The organism is Neobacillus sp. S1115 (assembly GCF_055385565.1).
Window position 1 is genome coordinate 3669823 of sequence record NZ_AP038275.1, and the last position, 20133, is coordinate 3689955.

20 protein-coding genes are annotated in these 20133 nt (G+C 38.5%); 7 read left to right on the top strand and 13 right to left on the bottom strand.

From position 1 onward, the window contains the following. Window positions 1-64: 64 nt before the first annotated feature. On the bottom strand, window positions 65-805 hold the full coding sequence (locus ACZ5B7_RS17710; RefSeq protein ID WP_464490366.1) for a maleate cis-trans isomerase family protein: 741 nt from the start codon (window positions 803-805) through the stop codon (window positions 65-67). Between the two features lie 27 nt (window positions 806-832). Beyond that, window positions 833-1891, bottom strand: a complete 1059-nt coding sequence (locus ACZ5B7_RS17715) for a carcinine hydrolase/isopenicillin-N N-acyltransferase family protein (RefSeq protein ID WP_464490367.1) — start codon at window positions 1889-1891, stop codon at window positions 833-835. A 136-nt stretch (window positions 1892-2027) separates the two neighbouring features. Between ACZ5B7_RS17715 and ACZ5B7_RS17720 the strand changes: the two genes are divergently transcribed. Continuing rightward, on the top strand, window positions 2028-2924 hold the full coding sequence (locus ACZ5B7_RS17720) for a LysR substrate-binding domain-containing protein (protein WP_464490368.1): 897 nt from the start codon (window positions 2028-2030) through the stop codon (window positions 2922-2924). A 193-nt stretch (window positions 2925-3117) separates the two neighbouring features. Here ACZ5B7_RS17720 and ACZ5B7_RS17725 read toward each other — a convergent pair whose 3' ends face one another. Continuing rightward, window positions 3118-3747 carry a hypothetical protein gene (locus ACZ5B7_RS17725; protein ID WP_464490369.1) on the bottom strand — a complete coding sequence of 210 codons (630 nt, stop codon included), beginning with the start codon at window positions 3745-3747 and terminating at the stop codon, window positions 3118-3120. A gap of 16 nt (window positions 3748-3763) precedes the next feature. Then, complete coding sequence (locus tag ACZ5B7_RS17730) at window positions 3764-4360, bottom strand: hypothetical protein (RefSeq protein ID WP_464490370.1); 597 nt, start codon at window positions 4358-4360, stop codon at window positions 3764-3766. Between the two features lie 902 nt (window positions 4361-5262). Here ACZ5B7_RS17730 and ACZ5B7_RS17735 point away from each other — a divergent pair. Continuing rightward, complete coding sequence (locus ACZ5B7_RS17735; RefSeq protein WP_464490371.1) at window positions 5263-5904, top strand: hypothetical protein; 642 nt, start codon at window positions 5263-5265, stop codon at window positions 5902-5904. 384 nt (window positions 5905-6288) lie between these two features. Here ACZ5B7_RS17735 and ACZ5B7_RS17740 read toward each other — a convergent pair whose 3' ends face one another. Both ACZ5B7_RS17740 and ACZ5B7_RS17745 read right to left on the bottom strand, forming a co-directional pair. Next, window positions 6289-7704, bottom strand: coding sequence for an FMN-binding glutamate synthase family protein (locus ACZ5B7_RS17740; protein WP_464490372.1), 1416 nt, complete (start codon window positions 7702-7704; stop codon window positions 6289-6291). Between the two features lie 2 nt (window positions 7705-7706). Next, a complete protein-coding gene (locus ACZ5B7_RS17745) occupies window positions 7707-9119 on the bottom strand; it encodes an FMN-binding glutamate synthase family protein (protein ID WP_464490373.1) in 1413 nt (470 codons plus the stop codon). 222 nt (window positions 9120-9341) lie between these two features. On the opposite strand from ACZ5B7_RS17745, the gene ACZ5B7_RS17750 reads away from it, so the two are divergent. From ACZ5B7_RS17750 to ACZ5B7_RS17760, 3 genes are read left to right on the top strand one after another with little or no spacing between them, the layout of a single operon-like run. After that, on the top strand, window positions 9342-9824 hold the full coding sequence (locus tag ACZ5B7_RS17750; protein ID WP_464490374.1) for a DUF2975 domain-containing protein: 483 nt from the start codon (window positions 9342-9344) through the stop codon (window positions 9822-9824). A 34-nt stretch (window positions 9825-9858) separates the two neighbouring features. After that, complete coding sequence (locus ACZ5B7_RS17755; RefSeq protein ID WP_464490375.1) at window positions 9859-10347, top strand: DUF2975 domain-containing protein; 489 nt, start codon at window positions 9859-9861, stop codon at window positions 10345-10347. A 9-nt stretch (window positions 10348-10356) separates the two neighbouring features. After that, window positions 10357-10578, top strand: a complete 222-nt coding sequence (locus ACZ5B7_RS17760) for a helix-turn-helix domain-containing protein (RefSeq protein WP_464490376.1) — start codon at window positions 10357-10359, stop codon at window positions 10576-10578. A gap of 180 nt (window positions 10579-10758) precedes the next feature. Here ACZ5B7_RS17760 and ACZ5B7_RS17765 read toward each other — a convergent pair whose 3' ends face one another. Next, on the bottom strand, window positions 10759-11265 hold the full coding sequence (locus ACZ5B7_RS17765; RefSeq protein ID WP_464490377.1) for a CBO0543 family protein: 507 nt from the start codon (window positions 11263-11265) through the stop codon (window positions 10759-10761). Between the two features lie 175 nt (window positions 11266-11440). Here ACZ5B7_RS17765 and ACZ5B7_RS17770 point away from each other — a divergent pair, with 175 nt between their 5' ends. After that, entirely contained in the window at window positions 11441-11572 is a 132-nt protein-coding gene (locus ACZ5B7_RS17770) for a hypothetical protein (protein ID WP_464490378.1), read from the top strand. 128 nt (window positions 11573-11700) lie between these two features. Here ACZ5B7_RS17770 and ACZ5B7_RS17775 read toward each other — a convergent pair whose 3' ends face one another. Both ACZ5B7_RS17775 and ACZ5B7_RS17780 read right to left on the bottom strand, forming a co-directional pair. Next, window positions 11701-12645, bottom strand: a complete 945-nt coding sequence (locus ACZ5B7_RS17775; RefSeq protein WP_464490379.1) for an aldo/keto reductase family protein — start codon at window positions 12643-12645, stop codon at window positions 11701-11703. Between the two features lie 375 nt (window positions 12646-13020). Beyond that, window positions 13021-13176 carry a hypothetical protein gene (locus ACZ5B7_RS17780; RefSeq protein WP_464490380.1) on the bottom strand — a complete coding sequence of 52 codons (156 nt, stop codon included), beginning with the start codon at window positions 13174-13176 and terminating at the stop codon, window positions 13021-13023. A gap of 437 nt (window positions 13177-13613) precedes the next feature. Between ACZ5B7_RS17780 and ACZ5B7_RS17785 the strand changes: the two genes are divergently transcribed. After that, complete coding sequence (locus ACZ5B7_RS17785) at window positions 13614-15092, top strand: SulP family inorganic anion transporter (protein WP_464490381.1); 1479 nt, start codon at window positions 13614-13616, stop codon at window positions 15090-15092. 137 nt (window positions 15093-15229) lie between these two features. Here ACZ5B7_RS17785 and ACZ5B7_RS17790 read toward each other — a convergent pair whose 3' ends face one another. From ACZ5B7_RS17790 to ACZ5B7_RS17805, 4 genes are all read right to left on the bottom strand, one after another. Beyond that, a complete protein-coding gene (locus tag ACZ5B7_RS17790; protein ID WP_464490382.1) occupies window positions 15230-15604 on the bottom strand; it encodes a hypothetical protein in 375 nt (124 codons plus the stop codon). A gap of 381 nt (window positions 15605-15985) precedes the next feature. After that, on the bottom strand, window positions 15986-17344 hold the full coding sequence (locus ACZ5B7_RS17795) for an FAD-binding oxidoreductase (RefSeq protein ID WP_464494515.1): 1359 nt from the start codon (window positions 17342-17344) through the stop codon (window positions 15986-15988). Between the two features lie 261 nt (window positions 17345-17605). Continuing rightward, a complete protein-coding gene (locus ACZ5B7_RS17800) occupies window positions 17606-17926 on the bottom strand; it encodes a hypothetical protein (RefSeq protein WP_464490383.1) in 321 nt (106 codons plus the stop codon). A gap of 703 nt (window positions 17927-18629) precedes the next feature. Then, a complete protein-coding gene (locus ACZ5B7_RS17805; RefSeq protein ID WP_464490384.1) occupies window positions 18630-19394 on the bottom strand; it encodes an alpha/beta hydrolase in 765 nt (254 codons plus the stop codon). Window positions 19395-20133 lie beyond the last annotated feature (739 nt).

The window sequence follows — 20133 nt, forward strand, 5'->3', positions numbered from 1 at the left end:
GCACTATCAGCCCAGACAATAAGCTTGTTTACTAATCTTCTAGAGATGACCGGCATGGTTTAATTTATTGGTTTACGGTTGCCCTAGAAAACAATGCTCCCCACCCTTTTACTTTGGCAGGATCTACATCTACCATTTTTAAACATTCCCAAATAAGCACATTAATCGTGTCGTACATTGGCATTTTGTATTTTTCTTCATAATAATTAACCCTAGCAACTGGAGGGAAATTCGTGCAAACAATGCTTAAAGCATCTGCAGGAGAAACGGTCACTTCGTTAATTTGCTCTTCAATTCTTTCCTGGGGCACCAAACTAAACGAACGATTGTGTGTAATATTGAGTCCGGAACTATTTACCGTTTCTATTCCACACTCATTTTTGTATTGTTCCGCAATTAATCTATTAATTTCAGAAATATACGGAGTGACAAGGTGGACGGATTTAATATCATGCTCTTTGAATGCTCTTATTTGCGATAACATGGAAGTGGTTGCCGGGATTCCTGTTCTTTTCGTAATCTCTTCGCATAGCTTTCGGTCTACATCAAAGCCGATCCATCCTCCTGATGTTCCGTTCCAAGCAATCACATCGACTTCGGCGTGTGCCAGTAATTCTGCCGCCCGAAGCATGGGTTCCATATTGAATTGACTTAATGAATCCTGCTCCAGTGATATTTTCGTCACTTCGAAACGGCTATAATGACAAGTTACCTCCGGAACATCATGCAGCATCCTTGAGCAAATCGGCTCCAAAGCTGTATTCGATGATGGTGTTAGCATTCCAATTTTTTTAGGTTCGTTCAAATTGATTTACCTCCTGTAATTTATGGTTTATTTTTTTAAAAATAAAGCGCTCTCAACATTGCCAATTTTACTTCCTAAGTATCTAGCCCCAATTGGAGTGATGTTCCCAGCCCAATCAGTGTAATACCCTTCCTCTTCCAGTTCAGTTAGTACAAACGGAATCCATTGGCCCCATGTGTTTTTATTTTCACCAAAGATAGCAGAATCGACGTGATTCTCTTCACCATCTGGCCAGCCGTATGTATACCAGAAAGTAAGATTTTGTGGATCATAAATCTCAGTACTCACTGTCCCGCTTTGAAGACCGTGATTGGAAATCGACTTTTCGTGCGCTGCTCCTGGGTCAGGAGTTCGATCACTAATTAGTTTTTTCATCGTTTCAACATCAATTTGTGATACGTTTTCTTTTAAGAGACTCATCGCTCGATGATAACGGAATTCAGAGGAATCAAAATGAATGGTATTTCCTCTTTTGCTATCATCGAGTGGTACCATCGGATCCGTTTCCCACCTATTGGCTCTTGCTGCTATTCCCAAGTCTTTGCTCGTGAAGGTCTCGGCCACTGTAACCGTCTTATAGCCAACTTCTACCACAGCCATGTTCCCATTCCGATCCGCAAAAAGGTAATTTCCCTGAGTGCCGAATCCCTTTGGATTCTCTTTTACAAATGTGATAGCCTCATCAACCGTCGAAACTGTTGCTCCCATTTTTAAAAACCAATCAACTGCATTTAATTTTTCAGGATCTTCCCCTTCTTTCGGAACTACCCACGCTCTCGTCCAGGAAAAACCTGTTTCATTCATCCCCCTATCCGAACCGATATCAACCAGCTCCCCGGAAGCGTCTTTAATCAGGCAAGGGGTGTGCACAAATTTATATCCCCCATCTTTTGGGATGGTGACAACGACAGGTTTCCTCGGACCTTCGAGGTAAGGGTTATCACTGGTCGATGCCAGAAACACACGCCTGCCAAGGGTCGCTGTACCAGTTGCTCCCATTATGGTACAAGCGGCTAATACCGAGTGATCGGAGCCAAAAATAAGAAGAATGGCCCCTACTATTACTAGGTTTAAGATAATTTTCACTTTTCTCCCCCTTAACTTTAAAAATATTGAATATTCGATTAATTGGATTATAATTAAAATTAAGTTATTACGGAAATACTGATTTTTTATATGTCCTATAAGTCAATGCTTATAGGTATAAGAAAGAGGGAATCCTATGGACATTGAGCAAATGTATCGTATTTTTTTAACTCTCTCGAAGGATAAGAATTTTTCTAAAGTAGCAGAAAAATTACATATATCCCAGCCTGCTGTCAGCCAACATATTAAAAACCTGGAAAAGTTGTACAATGTTCCATTATTTATTCGCTCGAAGAATATTTCCTTGACTCCTGCAGGCGTAACATTAGTAACCTATGTGGAGAAAATTCTCTCTTTATATGACCAATCATTCCTCGCCACCCAAGAACAACAGACTAGTAATAACCCAATCAAAGTTGGGACAAGTTTAACGATAGGTACCTATTTTCTTCCAAGAATTATCTCCCAGTGTAAGAGGTATATGGAAGATAACGTTATTCAAGTGAAGGTTGGGAGAACAAAAGAAGTTATTGGAAAACTATTAAATGATGAAATTGATGTGGCACTTGTCGTGGAGGAAATAAAGATGAATTCGCTGATAGAAGAACCATTCGCGGAAGACGAGATTGTGTTCATCCTCTCACCGGATCATCCTTGGGCGCAAGACGATGAATTAGGGATCAAAGAGCTGCTTGAGGCAAATTTCATAATTATGGAGATCGGTTCTCATAAGCTTGCGGAGAATACATTGAGACAGCTTGGGATAGAATTTACCCCCTCGAATTCGATGGAAATCGGAGATACTGAGGCAATGAAACGGACAGTAGAAAATGGGTTAGGAGTAGGAATTGTTTTCTACTCGGCTGTTAAAAATGAAGTGCAAAAAGGTACTCTAAAAGTCATGAGAATTTCCGGACATAATATGCTGCAAAAATTTTACTGGGTGACAAAACCCACCCTGTACGCGAATAAAAATGTCGATATGTTTAAGGAAATCATTTTTTCCAAGAATACACAGGTTGCTTCTGGCTAAAAAAATTAATTAGGATCTTTAGATATCATTAAAAATAAGAACCAACAAATAGCACTGCTTTTACATCATCCTTAATCTTTTTCTTCCTAATCTAAAAAGCCAGATACACTAGTCGTATCCGGTTTTTTAGGCTTAATCACCTTCGCTTTCATCTTTACCAATATCTTACTGAATTTATTTTGAAGACTTATCTTTATTGTAAGTTAAAGAAAACCTGTCCATCCATCAATTCTTCATAGCGAAGCTGCGCCTTCTCTCCGGTTTTGACAAGTCCAGCAATATACCCTTCTTTCTCATTTCCAACGTACATTTCAAATGAAAAATCTGGATCAGTTGTACCATATGCATCACCAGAATAGATGTCTCCACTCTCACTGACCATCTTAAAATTCATGATTCCATCAATGTTAAAGGATAAATCTTGTGTTTTTGACTCAGTGAATTTTACTTTCGCTTTAACTAATACCCATTCATATCCTTCTGGAGCTGGCTCATTGAATTCGTTCATTGCTTTTAATTTTTGAAAAGCTGCGTCACCACGAGTGACTTCCTCCATCGTTAAATCAAATTTGATAGGAAATGACTCTCCTGCATCATTGTACAATTCATCATCCACAGTTGCCGTTTGTTGAAATGGTACGGGGTTGGTGCGAGAACCTAGTTTTGATACCGTTTGCTCTTGCTTCTTTTCCTCACTCTTCTTTGGCTGCTCTTGTTTTGCTGCGGCTGTATCCTTGACTGCCACATCTTTCGTGTCTTGCCCGCAGGCAGATAGTGCAAGAATGATTATTAAAGATACTAGAAATAACCCCATCTTTTTCATGTCTGTTTCCCCTTTTCTATTTTTTATCTAATGCATCTGGATAAACGATTTGGTCAAATACGTTTTGAGTCGCATGGTCTTTAATGTTGATGGTAACTTTATATTCTTCCGGCTTAACTCCATTAAATAATTCATACATCATCCCTGACATTCCAAGACCCAGTGCGGCGAATCCATCGAAGCTGTTTTCGTAAGCTGCTTTGTCTACTACAAGAGTAAATTCAGAGAAATCATCCTTGTAGGTTATGTCTTTAATAGATTGAAAATCTTTACCGCTTTTGGCGTCATTGATTGTTTGGATGACAGTCGTTTTCATTTCCTGCATCATTTCTTTATGCTTCGATTTTGACATTTTGTAAGTGATTGAACCGTCTGCATTTTTCGTTGCTGTAATACCATCTTTTTGGGCGTTTGCCACTACTTCGTCAACGTTTTGATCTTCAAACATGCTGGCCGGCAAAGTGATTGTGACACTCAATAGTCCTTTATCAACATTCACGTTCTCACTTTTTGTTTTTTTTGTTTCCTTAGGTTGTTTGTCTGTTTTTTCAGCTGAACATGAAACTAAGAATAGCAACATAGCCGCTAGAAAAAGACTTGTGATTTTTTTCATACTTTTTCTTTCCCCTTTTAATTAGTATTTTGAAAAAATTAATTAGATTAACAGTTAAAGAGGGACAATCTCTTTATGGTGAATTTATAAAATAATAAGTTTTTCAAACCTATCCAATTTCATCCCTTTCCACTAAATTTCCAACCTGTTTCCATTTTAACGCAAAAGAAAAAAACAGGCTTACCATAAATGGTAAACCTAATAAAAACTAAGTATTCCCGAATCAATTCGCTGCATGTTGAATCACGGTCATGTCGTGAGCAGCACAACTGGCCTTATACTTCTCATAATGACCGGGGCCATAGCTTTTTCAAAAGTTCGGGCGTTATGATCCTTCTTATAACTACCGGGACGATCACCTCTTCGACAGTTCGGGCGTTATGAAGCCTCCTTATCTACCGGAACGATCGTCTCTTCTACAGTTCGGGCGTTATGATCCTTCTTATAACTACCGGGACGATCACCTCTTTGACAGTTCAGGCGTTATGAACCCTCCATAACTACCGGGAAGAACCCTCTCTAAACAGTTCGGGCGTTATGATCCTTCTTATAACTACCGGGACGATCACCTCTTCTACAGTTCGGGCGTTATGAAGCCTCCATAACTACCGGAACGATCGTCTCTTCTACAGTTCGGGCGTTATGAACCCTCCATACCTACCGGGACGATCGCTCTTTCAACAGTTTGGGCGATATGAATCTTCAATACTAACGGGACGAAGGCCTTTTCTACAGTTCAGGCGTTATGAACCTCCCAATAACTACCGGGACGATCGTCCCTTTTTCATGGACTCTGAGTTTTAGAATTACCATGTTCTTAGCATGCGGCAAAAGGCCCATTTTTTAACAATTTCAATCGTACTGACACGTAACCCCGAATAAACATAATATTGCAGAAACTGATGATAAAATTTGAGCAAGGAGTGATTATTATAAAGGGGGAGCAAAGCGCTGAAGCAGTGAAGGAAACCGCCTCAATGCGGTGGAAAAGAATCACGAGAAATCTGGGTATTTCCTTTATTGGGGCCATTTTTACTGGCTTTATTTTTGGGCTTTTATTGAGATTGGTGATGGGAATCATTGCGTTTTTCTTCCCGCATATGGCGAGTGGATTCCATTTTTCCGGAACATTGATGATCGTTATATTAGGAATTGCCGTAACACTGGCCAACAGTATCATTTACACGATTCTTTTTCAAAGCTCAAGAATGCGCTGGGGACGAAAGGGATTTTACTTTGGGTTGCTTAGCTTAATTATTTTTGGTACCCCTTTGTTTTTGTCAAATCCAAACAACGAATTATTTGGACCGCAAGCCCCATTAGGCATCTCATTGTTTTCGGCATTGTTTTTTATTGGGGCTTTTCTTCTAGTATGGTCCATCGAACGTATAACCAAATGGATCGGGAATTCAAATGGCAGGCTGAAACTTGCTTATATAAGCTTTGCCATTCTAGTCATACCCGCAGCCGTCATGCTGGTCAATATGTTTCTTGAGATTTTTTATGAAATGATCCCTGCGATCATCGAAAACTTTTCAAGATAATTAGGAACAGTAAATCTTGTTATCTATTACCACGGATTATCAGAGATGAATGGAATCTTATGTTAAAATCCGGATACCATGGTTGTATCCGGATTTTTAATTCAATCTATTAGTTGATAAGTGGACCTTATCCACAAGTTGGTGTGCCTTATCCGCAAGTTGCAGGGCCTTATCCGCAAGTTGGCGGACCTCATCCGCAAGTTACGGGGCCTCATCGCAAGTTGCGGGACCTTATCCGCAAGTTACGGGGCCTCATCGCAAGTTGCGGGACCTTATTCGCAAGTTGCGGGGCCTCATCCGCAAGTTCCAGGACCTTATCCGCAAGTTGGCGCCCGAAAAAATCCCCCATCCAATGGCTGGGGGATTAACCTTTTTCTATCATGACTAATTCTCAACTTGCTTGTCTTCCCATGGTCTAAAGGAAAACGGAATTCCGACCTTTCTAGCCGTCAATTCATCATAGGAAACTAAATCTTTTTTTGATAACTCTTTTAAAGAGCGTTTTCCCATTGATCTTAATGCCATTTTCATTTCTTCAGTACAAGCTGTTAAGAATTTCTCCGCTGTTTTTTCCCCGTCTTCGGTTTTAAATTGATCCTTGAACTTGCCGTCATACCAAATTGCTTGTGTAGGTGGTTCAAATGGAAGGGCATTTAATACTTGATCGTGTGCAAGAGCAAACAGCATGGCGGTGCCTACATATACAGCGTCGGCTCCGAGTGCAAGCACTTTTAAGAAATGTCCGGGGACTAACATGCCTCCTGATACGATTAAACTAATTTTCCCTTTCATCTTTCTTTTTTCCAGATGGTTTACAGCTCTCACTACAGCATGCAATGTTGGGATTCCAAAATCATCAAATAATATAGGCGGTGCCCCGTGCATGCCTGCTTGTCCGCCGTCAATGGTAATAAAATCCACACCCATAAAGAGTAAATGGTCAATATCTTCTTCCATTTTTCCACCTGCGCCAATCTTGACACCTATGGGGACTCCACCAGATTGTACCCGAAGTTCATCCACAAGTTGTTTTAAATCTAACAATGTTTGATCTTCGAAAAAATTTTCATAAATGACTGCTTCTTCATTTTCCTTAAGTCCCATTACTTCACGGGCACGGCCTGTTAACCTTTGGGGCGGAATTTTTTCGCCCATTCCCGCTAAAGCGCCCTGGCCTAATTTAATTTCAATCATATCAGCACGCTTCAATAAGTGGTCTTCCTTTGCCCAATCTGTTTTAGCAATTTGTAAAATATACTTTCCGGCAGCGTTTAATTCTTCGGGTAGAATTCCACCTTGACCAGAGTTAATTGCCGTTCCTGTCTTATTTGCTGCTTTAGCCAAAGAAAGTCTAGCTTGTTCACTAAGGGAAATACCAAAGCCCATTCCGCTGATCATCAATGGAATTTTAATTTTCATTGGCTTTTTTGCCCTTGGTCCAATGGTAACGGTAACGTCTACCTCATCTACACCATCAATTGGAAATGGTGACGTTTGTGCCGGGATAAAAGTAATGGATTCCAAATGCGGCCATTTTTTTGCAGAGCCGCCGAGCGGGCGAAAAAGAACCGTTCCTGTTTCTGCCCGCAAGCTATTTTCCAGCACATTTTGAATGCCCATATGCCGAAGGCCAGGCATCAGTTCCATAATATTTTCTTGATAACTGTCAGATAAAATAATTTTACCAGCCAATTTCACTATTCGTTTCATCATCCAGCGCCAGCCAATAAGCATGAATAGAAATATGACAAATAATAGGGACAGTAGTGCAAAAGTCAAATTAAATAAAATGTTCGCCATAGTCAGTTCTCCAATTGTTTTTCTTCCCATGGATCAAAGGAAAACGGAATTCCCACCATTTGGGCAGTCAATTCATCATAGGATACCAGATCCTTTTTTGATAACTCTTTTAAAGAACGCTTACCCATTGCTCTTAATGCCATCTTAATTTCTTCTGTACACGCTGTTAAGAATTTCTCCGCGGATTTTACCCCTACTTCAATCTTAAATTGATCCTTGTATTTCCCTTGATTCCAAATAACTTGTGTCGGCGGTTCAAACGGAAGGGCATTCAATGATTGCGGATGTGAGACGGTAAATAACATAGAGGAGCCTACATATACGGCATCGGCTCCAAGAGCGAGCACTTTTAAAAAATGCCCGGGTACGAGAAGTCCGCCAGAGGCAATTAAACTAATCTTTCCTTTCATGTTTCTCTTTTCTAGATGAATAGCAGCCCTGACAATCGCATGCAGAGTTGGGATTCCTACGTCGTCAGCTAAAATAGGGGGGGAACCGAGTGTGGCAGCTTGACCTCCATCAACCGCTATATAATCAACACCCATATAGATTAAATGATCAATATCTTCTTCAATTTTCCCGCCCGCCCCAATTTTTACGCCAATAGGAACACCACCAGTTATACTCCGAAGCTCATCAACAAGTTCTTTCAAATCATCCAGCGTTTGATCTACAACAAAATTATCATAAATCACGGCATCCTCGTTTTCCTTTAACCCCATCAGTTCACGCGCGCGGCCCGTTAAATTTTTTGGAGAGATTTTCCCACCTGTGCCGAATAATGCGCCTTGTCCCAACTTAATTTCGATCATATCGGCCTGCTTAATTAATTCTTCCTCTTTTGACCAATCTGTTTTGGAAAACTGTAAAATATACTTTCCGCCGACATTTATTTCTTCAGGCAAAACGGCCCCCTCTCCAGAATTAATGGCGGTTCCAACATTATTCGCTGCGTGTGCCAATGAAAGTCTCACTTCCTCACTGAGAGCAATCCCATAGGCCATGCCGCTGATCATTAACGGGATTTTTATTTTCATCGGTTTTTTCGCTTGGGACCCAATGGTTACTTCCACATCAACATCTTCTTCACTGTCAATCGGAAAAGGTGATGTTTGGGCAGGTATAAAGGTAATCGAATCTAAATGCGGCCATTTTTTTGATGAGCCAAGCGGACGGTGAAGAACATCGCCTGTTTCCGCCCGTAAGCTATTTTCGAGCATATTTTGAATGCCCATATGCCGGAGACCTGGCATCAATTCCATCACATTTTCTTGATAATTGTCTGTTAAAATAATCTTTCCCATTTGCTTCACCATCCGTTTCATGATCCAACGCCAACCAAAAAGCATGAATATAAAAATGGTAAAAACAAACGCAACCATTCCAAAGGTCAAGTAATATAAAATATTCGCCATCGTTATTTCTCCAAAATCTGAATAGTTTCAACCATTACTATTATATTCCAAAAAATGCTAATTCTATAAATATCATGATGATACTAAGAAAATATTGGAGCAAGCTTTAAAAACTATGTATTTATAACAGCAAAAATATCATAATAAAAAATAAAAATTTATTGATAATCAATAAATTCCGTGTTACATTCACATTAACAATAAATTTGTGAGGTGCTGTTTATGAAACAAGTATCAACACTCTTCTTAAAGATAGCTGTTATTCTGATTGGGATCCCTGTTCTTGCTTTGTGCATCTTTTTGGTGCCTGAGTTAGTGAAACTTGCAGTAAAGTTGCTTCCTGGGTTTGCTTTTATAAAATATGGGGTTGCCATCGTTTTTAATGCATCGGCGATCCCCTTTTACTTTGCTTTGTATCAGGCTTTCAAACTTTTACGCTATATTGACAAAAATATTGCTTTCTCCGATTTATCTGTTAAGGCATTAAAGAAAATCAAATACTGTGCCATAACAATCAGTTGTTTACATGTGCTTGTCTTGCCGCTCTTCTATCTGTTTGCGGAGAAGGACGACGCCCCTGGTGTCATCTTTGTCGGATTGGTTGTTCCTTTTGCTTCCATGGTGATTGCCGTCTTTGCAGCGGTTCTTCAAAAACTGTTAAAAGAAGCAATTGATATCAAATCAGAAAATGACTTAACGGTCTAGGTTTGTATTACAAATCATTTGTGAGGTGTTTTTTATGAACCGATCGGCAACTTTTTTCCTAAAGGGAGTTATTATTCTTATCGGAATGGCGGCAGTTGGTTTGTGTATATTTTTGCTGCCTGAGATAGCCAGTAGAGATGCAGAAGCACATCCAGAAACTGCTTACTTGCAATATCCCTTTTTACTAGCTGCTTATTTATTCTCTACGCCCTTTTTCATCGCGTTGTATCAAGCATTTAAACTTTTAGTTTACATTGATAAAAACAATGCTTTCACGGAATTATCTTTAAGGGCATTGAAGGTAATCAAACGTTGTGCGATTACCATCATTGCTTTTATTGCAGCTGGAATCATATCTGTCGTTATATTGAGTGCAGGTACAGGTGAAGACATAACAGGTATTATAAGCTTGGGATTTATGCTCACTTTTGCTTCAAGCATAATCGCAACCTTTGTTGGCGTCCTCCAAAGACTTGTAAAAGTAGTCATAGATATAAAATCTGAAAATGATTTAATAGTGTGAGGTGAAAACATGTCGATCATAATTAATATTGATGTGATGCTGGCTAAAAGGAAAATGAGCGTAACGGAGCTTTCGGAGAGGGTCGGAATTACGATGGCTAACCTTTCCATCTTGAAAAATGGAAAGGCCAAGGCCATTCGTTTTTCCACTTTAGAGGCCATTTGCAAAGCATTAGAATGCCAACCTGGAGACATTTTGGAATATAAAAATGACGAGGCGGCTCAACAATAGTAAACAATAAATTTCTTCAACTGTCGCAACACTGTTCAGAAAAAAGCGAGGGCGGCTTGATTTGGCCGCCTTCGCTTTTTTTTACATTCTGGACTTGCTCATATGCTGGATAAATTCTTGACTTGGAATATCACCAACTCTGGATATTGATTACATATATATGTTTAAATTTTTCTCGCATTATTTCATATCGCTAATCTTCACATTAAAAATACCCAATAAAGATAAGACAATGATAATGGATACAAACCACGCTAAAAGTGGCCTTTTTTGATGAATAGGTAAAATAAAGAAAATGATGCCCGTAAAGATAACTGACCAACCAAAATTCCAACCATGATGATAAGTAATGAATTTTAACTTGTAATTAATATATTCAATTAATAAATACATCCCACACCATAGCAAATACCATAAAGACTGTTTTCCCAAGCTATTAGGAAATCTCCCTAAATAAATCAACGTAGTCGCACTGTATGAAAAAACCATTTGCACAAGAGAAATTATTGTATGTTTAGGTAAGATTAAATCATGGAATATCCACATAGATTTTTGATAAAGTAAAAAATTATGTAAAAAATCCCCTATTATAAAGAAAAGAATGGTTGAATAATATTGTTTCCAATTTCTCCAATCACCCCAAATTATTCCTGCTATAACAAATATAGCGTTAATTAAAATATACATATGAAACCATTCCCTTGTATGAAATACAGTTATAATTCCCATTAAAATGCGGAATTATTATAGGTACCGACACCATCTTTTTGACGATTTTTAACCAATTTATAATAACTCTTACTGTCATCAAACTTTTTTAAATGCTCTAAAAAGTTTGAAAAAATAATATGGAGTGGAAAATATGAGAATTGGAATAATTGGACTTGGCGATATTGCCAAAAAAGCCTACCAGCCGGTTCTTGCCGAAAAGGTAGGAATTGAACTCGTGCTTTGCACACGTAACTCTGATACTGAGTCATTCAGAGTTTATTAGGTCATGAGAAAAGTGAGAATACGAGGATATTTGCAAGGTATTTAACTGATATTAGAATAAGAAGAAACACCAATTCTACGGTGTTTCTTCCTAATTTTTCAAAGAAAAAATATATTCTTAACGGAGCTTTATCTTAAAATGTCCTCAATTCGAGCGAGGGTTTCAGCATTTAACTTTACTCCTGATGCTTTTACATTTTCCTCCATCTGTTCAGGACGACTTGCCCCTACAAGAGCACTGGATACATTTTGTTGTCGTAAAATCCAAGATAGTGCCAGGGTGACAAGTGACATGTCATTCTCTTTGGCAACCTCTTTTAGTAGTTCCACTTTATCAAGATTCTCCTCAGTGAGTAATCCAAAAAGATTACTGTATTTTTCTTGTGATGCACGGCTTCCTACAGGAGCCTGAGAACCCTTCTGATATTTACCAGTTAAAACACCCTGGGCAAGAGGAGACCAAACGACTTGGCCAATGCCATGTTTTTCACATACTGGGATGACGTCCTTTTCAATATACCGTTGAAGCATACTGTATTGTGGCTGATTCACAACAATTCGGTCAAGGAGCTTTTTGTCTGCAAGATGAACCGCTTCTGTAATTTGCTCAGCTGTCCATTCACTAACCCCGATATATAATACTTTTCCTTGGCGTACAAGGTCATCTAAGGCCCGCAATGTTTCATCCAGCGGCGTTTCCTGATCAAAACGATGGCAATAATAAATATCCACATAATCTGTGTTCAGGCGTTTAAGACTCGCATGACATTGTTCCATTACATGTTTTCGGGATAACCCACGATCGTTCGGCCCATCACCCATTGGCCAGAATACCTTTGTGGCTAAAACGTAGGAATCACGTACGAACTTCTTTAGGGCTTTTCCGACTACAATTTCTGCTTCCCCGCGCATATAAACATTGGCAGTATCAAAAAAGTTTATCCCAAGGTCATAGGCTTTATCGATTGAAGCTGTAGCATTTTGTTCCTCTACATACCCGCCATATGTAAGCCAGCTGCCTAAACTTATTTCACTCACTTTTAGTCCTGTTTTTCCTAAACGACGGTATTCCATGTTTATCCCTCCCAAATAATTTCGTGACACAAAATAAAAATACTATATGTTTTGTCTCTATGTCCAATATTTTGCCACTTGTTCCAAAATAAAGAAAAGGCCAAAAAGAATGGACTTTTTGCATGACACCAAATCCATTTCTGTTGTTCAAGCTGCCACGATAGCAATAGCTATTTTTAGGCTTATTTCCCATAAACTCTAGTATTCATCACCATTTTTTCTTGAATCTCGAAGCAACCCCTCTTTTATTTGACCTTATTAATTTTTCATTCATTAATTACTTAATAAAACTCAAAATGACGTGTATTAGCACACGTCATTTTTGTTTGGACCTATTTTTTTGAACTGATATCAGCCATTTCTTAGGTTAGTTGGTTAATCATTAGACAATTCTTCCGGCTTGTTCAATTGCTGCTGACGGTCATTAGCACTACGGTTTGAAAAACTAGGGAGCGGGTTTTCTTCTTTCCGCACTCGCCTTTTCTCTAGCCATTCCCGAATACGTCTGCGCAACCTTGACCTCTTTTTCATTATATATCTCCCCTATCACCTTCTCATTTTCCTTGGGCAATCCACCGGGTTAGCATCATTTAGGTTTCACTAGTAGTATATGTTTTCATTTTAACAGGTTAAGGGGAAATTTGGTAAATTTATTTGTATCTTCTTGTACGGTCTGCAAACTGCAAGCGGCTTGGTTTGACCGCCTTCGTATCAAACATACTTATTGGGATTATACTGCAAAAAAATGTTTCTTCATGTTCCATTGAATTTTCACTAAAAAGTAGTGGTTGTGACGAAAATCAAAGAAAAATAGAGAATGATAAAGAATCAGTAAATTGTGTCCGTTTTCATGAGATTTCACAAATTTGTCACATTCGCTTATACTTTGTTTTGTTAACAACGGCCCCGACTTTCATGAGAGTTGAAAGTCAAAAAAAAATAACAAAATAAAGGGAGATGTGCTCAGTTTGAATTTAAACACAATTAAATATTCATGGTTTGGAAATATCAAGGGAGATATTCTTTCTGGGATAGTGGTTGCTATGGCTTTAATTCCGGAAGCAATTGCCTTTTCCATCATTGCTGGTGTCGACCCAATGGTTGGATTATATGCTTCGTTTTGTATTGCGGTTACCATTGCTTTTGTTGGTGGCAGACCTGGGATGATTTCAGCTGCTACGGGTGCAACAGCATTATTGATGACGACATTGGTGAAAGACCATGGTTTGCAGTATTTGCTTGCAGCAACCATTTTAACGGGTGTCATCCAAATTATTATGGGTGCTATGAAGTTAGGTCGTTTAATGAAATTTGTCCCCCGTTCGGTTATGACGGGTTTCGTCAACGCCCTTGCCATTTTAATTTTTATGGCTCAATTGGTTCAGTTCAAAGGTGCATCTTGGCAAATGTATGCGATGGTTGCTGGAGCATTAGCGATTATTTATATCCTGCCTCGATTTACGAAAGCTGTTCCATCACCGTTAGTAGCCATCATTGTTATCACAGCCATCGCTATTTTTACGGGCAGTGATGTTCGTACTGTTGGAGACATGGGTGAATTAGCGTCTAAATTACCTGTTTTTTTAATTCCGGACATTCCATTTAACTTTGAGACGTTGCAAATTATTTTACCCTACTCCATATCCATCGCCGTTGTAGGATTAGTGGAGACCCTTCTTACGGCTTCCATTGTTGATGATATGACGGATACAGATAGTGATAAAAACAAAGAAGCGCGTGGTCAAGGGATTGCTAACATTGTCTCTGGATTGTTCGGCGGTATGGCTGGATGTGCCATGATTGGACAAACAGTCATTAATGTTAAGTCTGGTGGTAGAGGCCGTTTATCTACATTTGTTGCGGGTGCGTTTTTATTAACACTTATTGTTTCTCTGCAAGGGTTCCTCGTACAGATTCCAATGGCTGCATTAGTCGGTGTCATGTTTATGGTTTCAATCGGAACATTTGATTGGTCGAGCTTAAAAGCAATCAGAAAAATTCCGGTTTCAGACACGATTGTTATGATCGTAACTGTATTGACAGTTGTAAAAACTCATAACTTATCATTGGGCGTTTTGGTAGGAATTATATTAAGTGCTATTTTCTTTGCCTCAAAAATTTCAAAAGTAAAAGTAACCAGCCTTTCTGCAAAAGGTTCTCATAAGAAGGTTTACCATGTTTCTGGTCAACTCTTCTTTGCTTCTGTAACAGACTTTGTCAACAGTTTTGATTATAAAGAAGCTGTTAATGAAATTGATATTGATTTATCAAATGCTCACCTCTGGGATGACTCGGCTGTTGGAGCGATTGATAAAGTAGTCATTAAGTACCATCAAAACGGTGTCAAAGTGAATTTAAAAGGATTAAATACAGAAAGCAATAAACTTATTGATAAAATTGCCGTTCATAACAAGCCGGGTGGACTTGAGAAGGTTGCGGGTCATTAATGTTAAAGAGCACACTGATTCAGTGTGTTCTTTTTATCCTCGTAAGATTGTAAACTAATAAACTTAAACTATTGAGTGGTGTTTTTAAGTTAACATAACAAAATTATTGGTTGCTAACCTATCTTGAAACATGGTCATTAAATACCTTTTGGAAAATGCAAGATTACATATTTTCTAGTCCACATTTCACTTGAAACCATTATTTCACCTTGTTCATTTTGAAAAACAAAGCCCGAACCTAGTTGTTCTTTAAAAAACCAGCCTTTATCTTTCATCAATCTTTTTAAATTTTCATACGCTCTTCCTTGTTTCATTTCTGATATATACCACTGGTAACTGTTTTCATCTGTAATTTTAACAATATTTCCATTCGATTTATTCACCTTGTTTATTACTTCCGATTTTGAAACTGATTCGATCGGAAGAGCAGGATAATAAATATCCTTCAGATAAATCATTAGGAGTCCGAATAAAATTAATACAATCGTTCCTGTTCTAACCCATTTCCCCACGTGGAACACCCACCTTGGCTATTAAACTATCGAAAACACTAATCGCGGATATTTTTTCGGAATTTCTACTTAGTTCGGACAGTTCCTCTACTTTTTTCACCGGTTTTGTCCGAAGGGGCTCCAGGTTCGGACAGTTTCTCTGTTTTTTTCACCAGTTTTGTCCGAAGGGGCCCCAGGTTCGGACAGTTTCTCTGTTTTTTTCACCAGTTTTGTCCGAAGATTCACTTCGTTCAGATATTCCGATGATATTTAAATGCTCCTATTAACATGCAACAAGGATTAACTCATAATCGGTTAATCCTTGTTGCCAAAGAGTAGCAAGCAGCCTCGAAAATCAATCCTATATCCCTTTCAAACTATTATCAAATCATATTTTGCTACTTACTTTGATGGCTTAATATTATGGTTATGGCGGAAAAGATTTTCTGGATCGTATTTTTCCTTAATCTCTACCAATCTTGCATAGTTTTCTTGGAATGCATTGGTTGTCGCCTCTTCATTTGAACCAATTGCATTGAGATAGGATGCCTTTTTATGTGAAAATGGCAGCAATCCACCGTAGACAGAATCGATCCATTGTTTACAAAGGTCGTCATCCCCTGCCATAGCCATGCAATCAACCAACAGGACAAATTTCGCATCCCTAATGGCATATGGTGTCGCCGTTGCTGGTACTCGGTTCATTTTTCCGCCAAGTGCCCATAGCTGTACCAAAATACTTGGAGCAGGTGCATTATCGATTTTATATAGAAGCTGGTCAATAATTTCGTCCGTTAGTTGATCAAAGTACAACGAGGTTCCATAAACACGAACGTGTTCAGGTACCATCGGGTCAAGCTTCTTTTGGTATTCTGCAAATGGCATCACACCTGTACGATCCATGATGGGTTCAGCTAATTCGCGCAATGGCTGTAGAATGGTTTCCCCTTCTGATACATCTCCAGTGTATATTCCTGTAAACATAATGACCTTTTTAAAATGTAAGAATTCTGGTAAAAATGGAGCAGGTGGTAATACGGTTGCCGTTAAATTAATAGAAACTGCCTCATCAGGGGCTTGTTCCAAGAATGCTTGTAATTTTTGAATGATGACTTTTGCATCCTTATAATCGTACATGACGTCTAGAGCAAATACTTCTGGTCCTACTTTATGTAAGGCAAATTCAAACTTCGTGACGACGCCAAAATTGCCGCCACCTCCACGGATCGCCCAAAAAAGGTCAGGATGGTTTTCTTCATTCACATTAATGGCCGCCCCGTCTGCTGTTACCACTCTAGCACCAACGATATTATCACAGGTTAAACCATGCTTTCCTCTTAAATAGCCAAGTCCGCCATTCAAAGCGAGACCAGCTACACCGGTTTCAGAAACAGTGCCAGTCGGTACCGCTAACCCATATTTTTGTGTCTCAAGATCAATATCCCCAAGTTTAGCGCCTCCTTCAACGAGTGCCACTTGTCTAGATTCATCCACGGATACGTTCCGCATTTGTGATAAATCAATCATCAAACCTTCCTCACAAACCGCAAAGCCGCCAACATGATGTCCGCCACCGCGAATGGAGATGGATAGTTGATTTTCCTTTGCGAACTGTACTCCTGCAATCACGTCGTCCTCTGATTCACAAACGACTATTGCTGCCGGCTGTTTATCAACTGCCGTATTCCAAACTTTTCTTGTTTCCTCATAGCGTTCATTACCCGGCAGCAGTAATCGATTACCAATCTGATTTTCTAGCATATTAAACACATTAACACGCTCCTTATATTAGATATAATGACCCAGTACTAATATACCATTTTTCACCAATAGAGGTGTGACTTTTTTGAATCTTCACTGAATCTATTTACTAATTAATTGGAGCAAGGTGTATAGGATATTAAAGCATTTAAGGCTAAAATAAACACAAAATGCCAGGCTCCCCCACTTTTTCTTGAGGATCTCTGGCACTTGTTTTGATAAATTTATTCTTTTGTCCATTTCAGTTCACTTATTGATTATTTATTCCATTTCAAAATCGAGTTTCTTTTTCTGTAGTTGCAAAAGAGCTAGTACATCTTCAGTTTGGGAGGTCTCAATCCTTTTTACCGTTGCATATACCATTTCGAGTTTATCATCAATTGCGGTAAGTTTAATTTCCGTACTATGCAGTCTATTATCCATTGCATTAAGCTTACTTTCCGTTCTTTGCTGACTTTCATCCATTTCGTTAAGCTTACTTTCCGTTCTTTGCTGTCTTTCATCCATGGCTCCAAGTTTTTCATTCATCTCTTCAAGTTTTTCATCCATTCTGACTAACAATTCAACTATTTGCTGTTCCATTCCGGTCACCTTCCATAAATAAATTATAATAATTTTTGCCCTTCCTACTACATTTTCTTACCTTTGGTAATTACCGCTTAATCGAAACCTTTAAATAGATTCATTTTAGTTCTTTTGTAACGCCATTTCTAATCATATTGAAAGAGTACTAGTGTGGATGTGTAGGATTTTGGAGAAAATTGGAGATTATTGAAACGAGTTTAAATTTATTATAACCATTTATAGTGCTTACATATATATTTTTTAAACGAATTCATCAAATTGTAAAATTTTATTGGTTAACATAATAATATTATATATTTATAAAATCAGCAAATATAAAAGTATCCATAATAGGCGAAAACATGGAGATAGTATTATTATCCTGCCTACCTCCCTCCAATTTCGGGGAACTCTTCTGAAAGACTATCAGGATGTCTCCAAGATGATACTTGATCGACTGGAACCATAAAAAAAATGCTCATTTGACGCTTTTGATTATTCAATACAATTCTTTCCCTTATTTAAATTATTTTTATATTAAAAGGCCTGCCTTTTATTTTGTATAAGGCAGACCTTCCTTGGTACGTTCGGCGAGTATTTGTTTATTTTGCCCCTAAGTTCGGACACTTTCTCTTCTTTTTCACCGGTTTTGTCCGTTGGATGCACGCGAGCGATTCTCGTGTTCCAAACTGTTATTGCCAACTACAGTGGGCCTTTTAGTCTAAATTAGTACTTCTTTTTGCTCAGCAATTTTATTTATATAAGTGTGTGTTTTCTTAATGATTTCATCCCTGTCATAATCCATGGATGCCACATGGAAAGAATGGTAAAGCGTCACCACTTCTTTTTGAGTAGACCCAACACGATTGAAAATATAATCTGTGCATTCGTGAGGAACTACATGGTCCTCCAGCGATTTAAAGCAAAGGATAGGCTGGGTGATTGTTGGGATGAAATCAGGCGTTTTCTTCATCAGAGCTTGGAGTTCATGAATGGACTGAATTGGAACTTTGTTATAGGTAATTTCATGAACACCCTCCAATCGTATATCCGGTGTACCTTCAGGAAGAAATCTTGGTTTTGATTTTCCAACCAAATATTCATAGTCTGGTAAACTTAAAGCAGCGTTTATGGTAACGATTCCCTCTATATCAGCATATTTATTTGCCAACCAGAGTGCTAATGCCCCTCCCATCGATTGACCGATGACAAAAATAGTGGAGCATCGTTCCTTTAAAAATTTGTAACCTGCTTCTAGAGCTGAAAACCAGTCATGATGTGTAGTATTCTCTAGGTTCCGATAATGCGTTCCATGACCTGTTAACCTTGGGGCATAAACCGTATAACCCAGTTTGGAAAATTCTTGTCCCAAGTATTGCACACTTTGAGGAGTGCCCATAAATCCATGGGAAATTAAGATACCCGTATCGTTCCCTTTAATAAAAAATGACTCCGCTCCGGCCAAAACAGGATATTGTTCTTTCATCCCGCGTCCCCTCCTTAAACAACCATTTCCATTTTTCTAATTAACAGGATTATAATTCATATTATTCCTACCTGTCAACTGTGAATTACGAAACATTGGTTCGGTTCTCGTGCCCCAAAATGTTAGGACCATCCTCGGCGGGCTTTTTCTAACCCTCCTTCCTGAGGTCTCATAATAATGAATATCTATATCCTTCCATTAAGAATGTAGAGATAATAATGAAAAAATTACATTCAGTTTAAGAGTTTAACCAATTTCAACCATTTTTATTTTCAAGTTAAACGTTTGACATATTATCCGTAGGAGGTGATAAGGTGGCTGGCAAAAAAGAAAACTTCCAAACACATAGAAAGATGCAGTAAATTAGATATATACAAAAACCATCAACATAATGAAAATGCTAGGGCAGCAGCGGCTTTTGAACCAAAAACCCCAAGAATTAATACAGATAATCTATAACAGTAAGTTTTATTATACACATTTGAAATAGCATACCGAATAACAAACTAATCCCAAGCGTTATTAATTCTAATGTGCTTTTATTTCACTCTAGCACCCATTTCGTAATATAAGTTCAGCCAGATATTTCTGGTTGACCAATTTTTATTTAGTTTTATTATAGCGGTAGGCAGGGTAGAACATAAAGTTATGAGTGAGTATAAAAACCTCTGTTTCTCCATGATTTAATCGATGGTTTCCCCGGCATTTTAGCAGCCTTCCATGTGATAGCAAATGCATT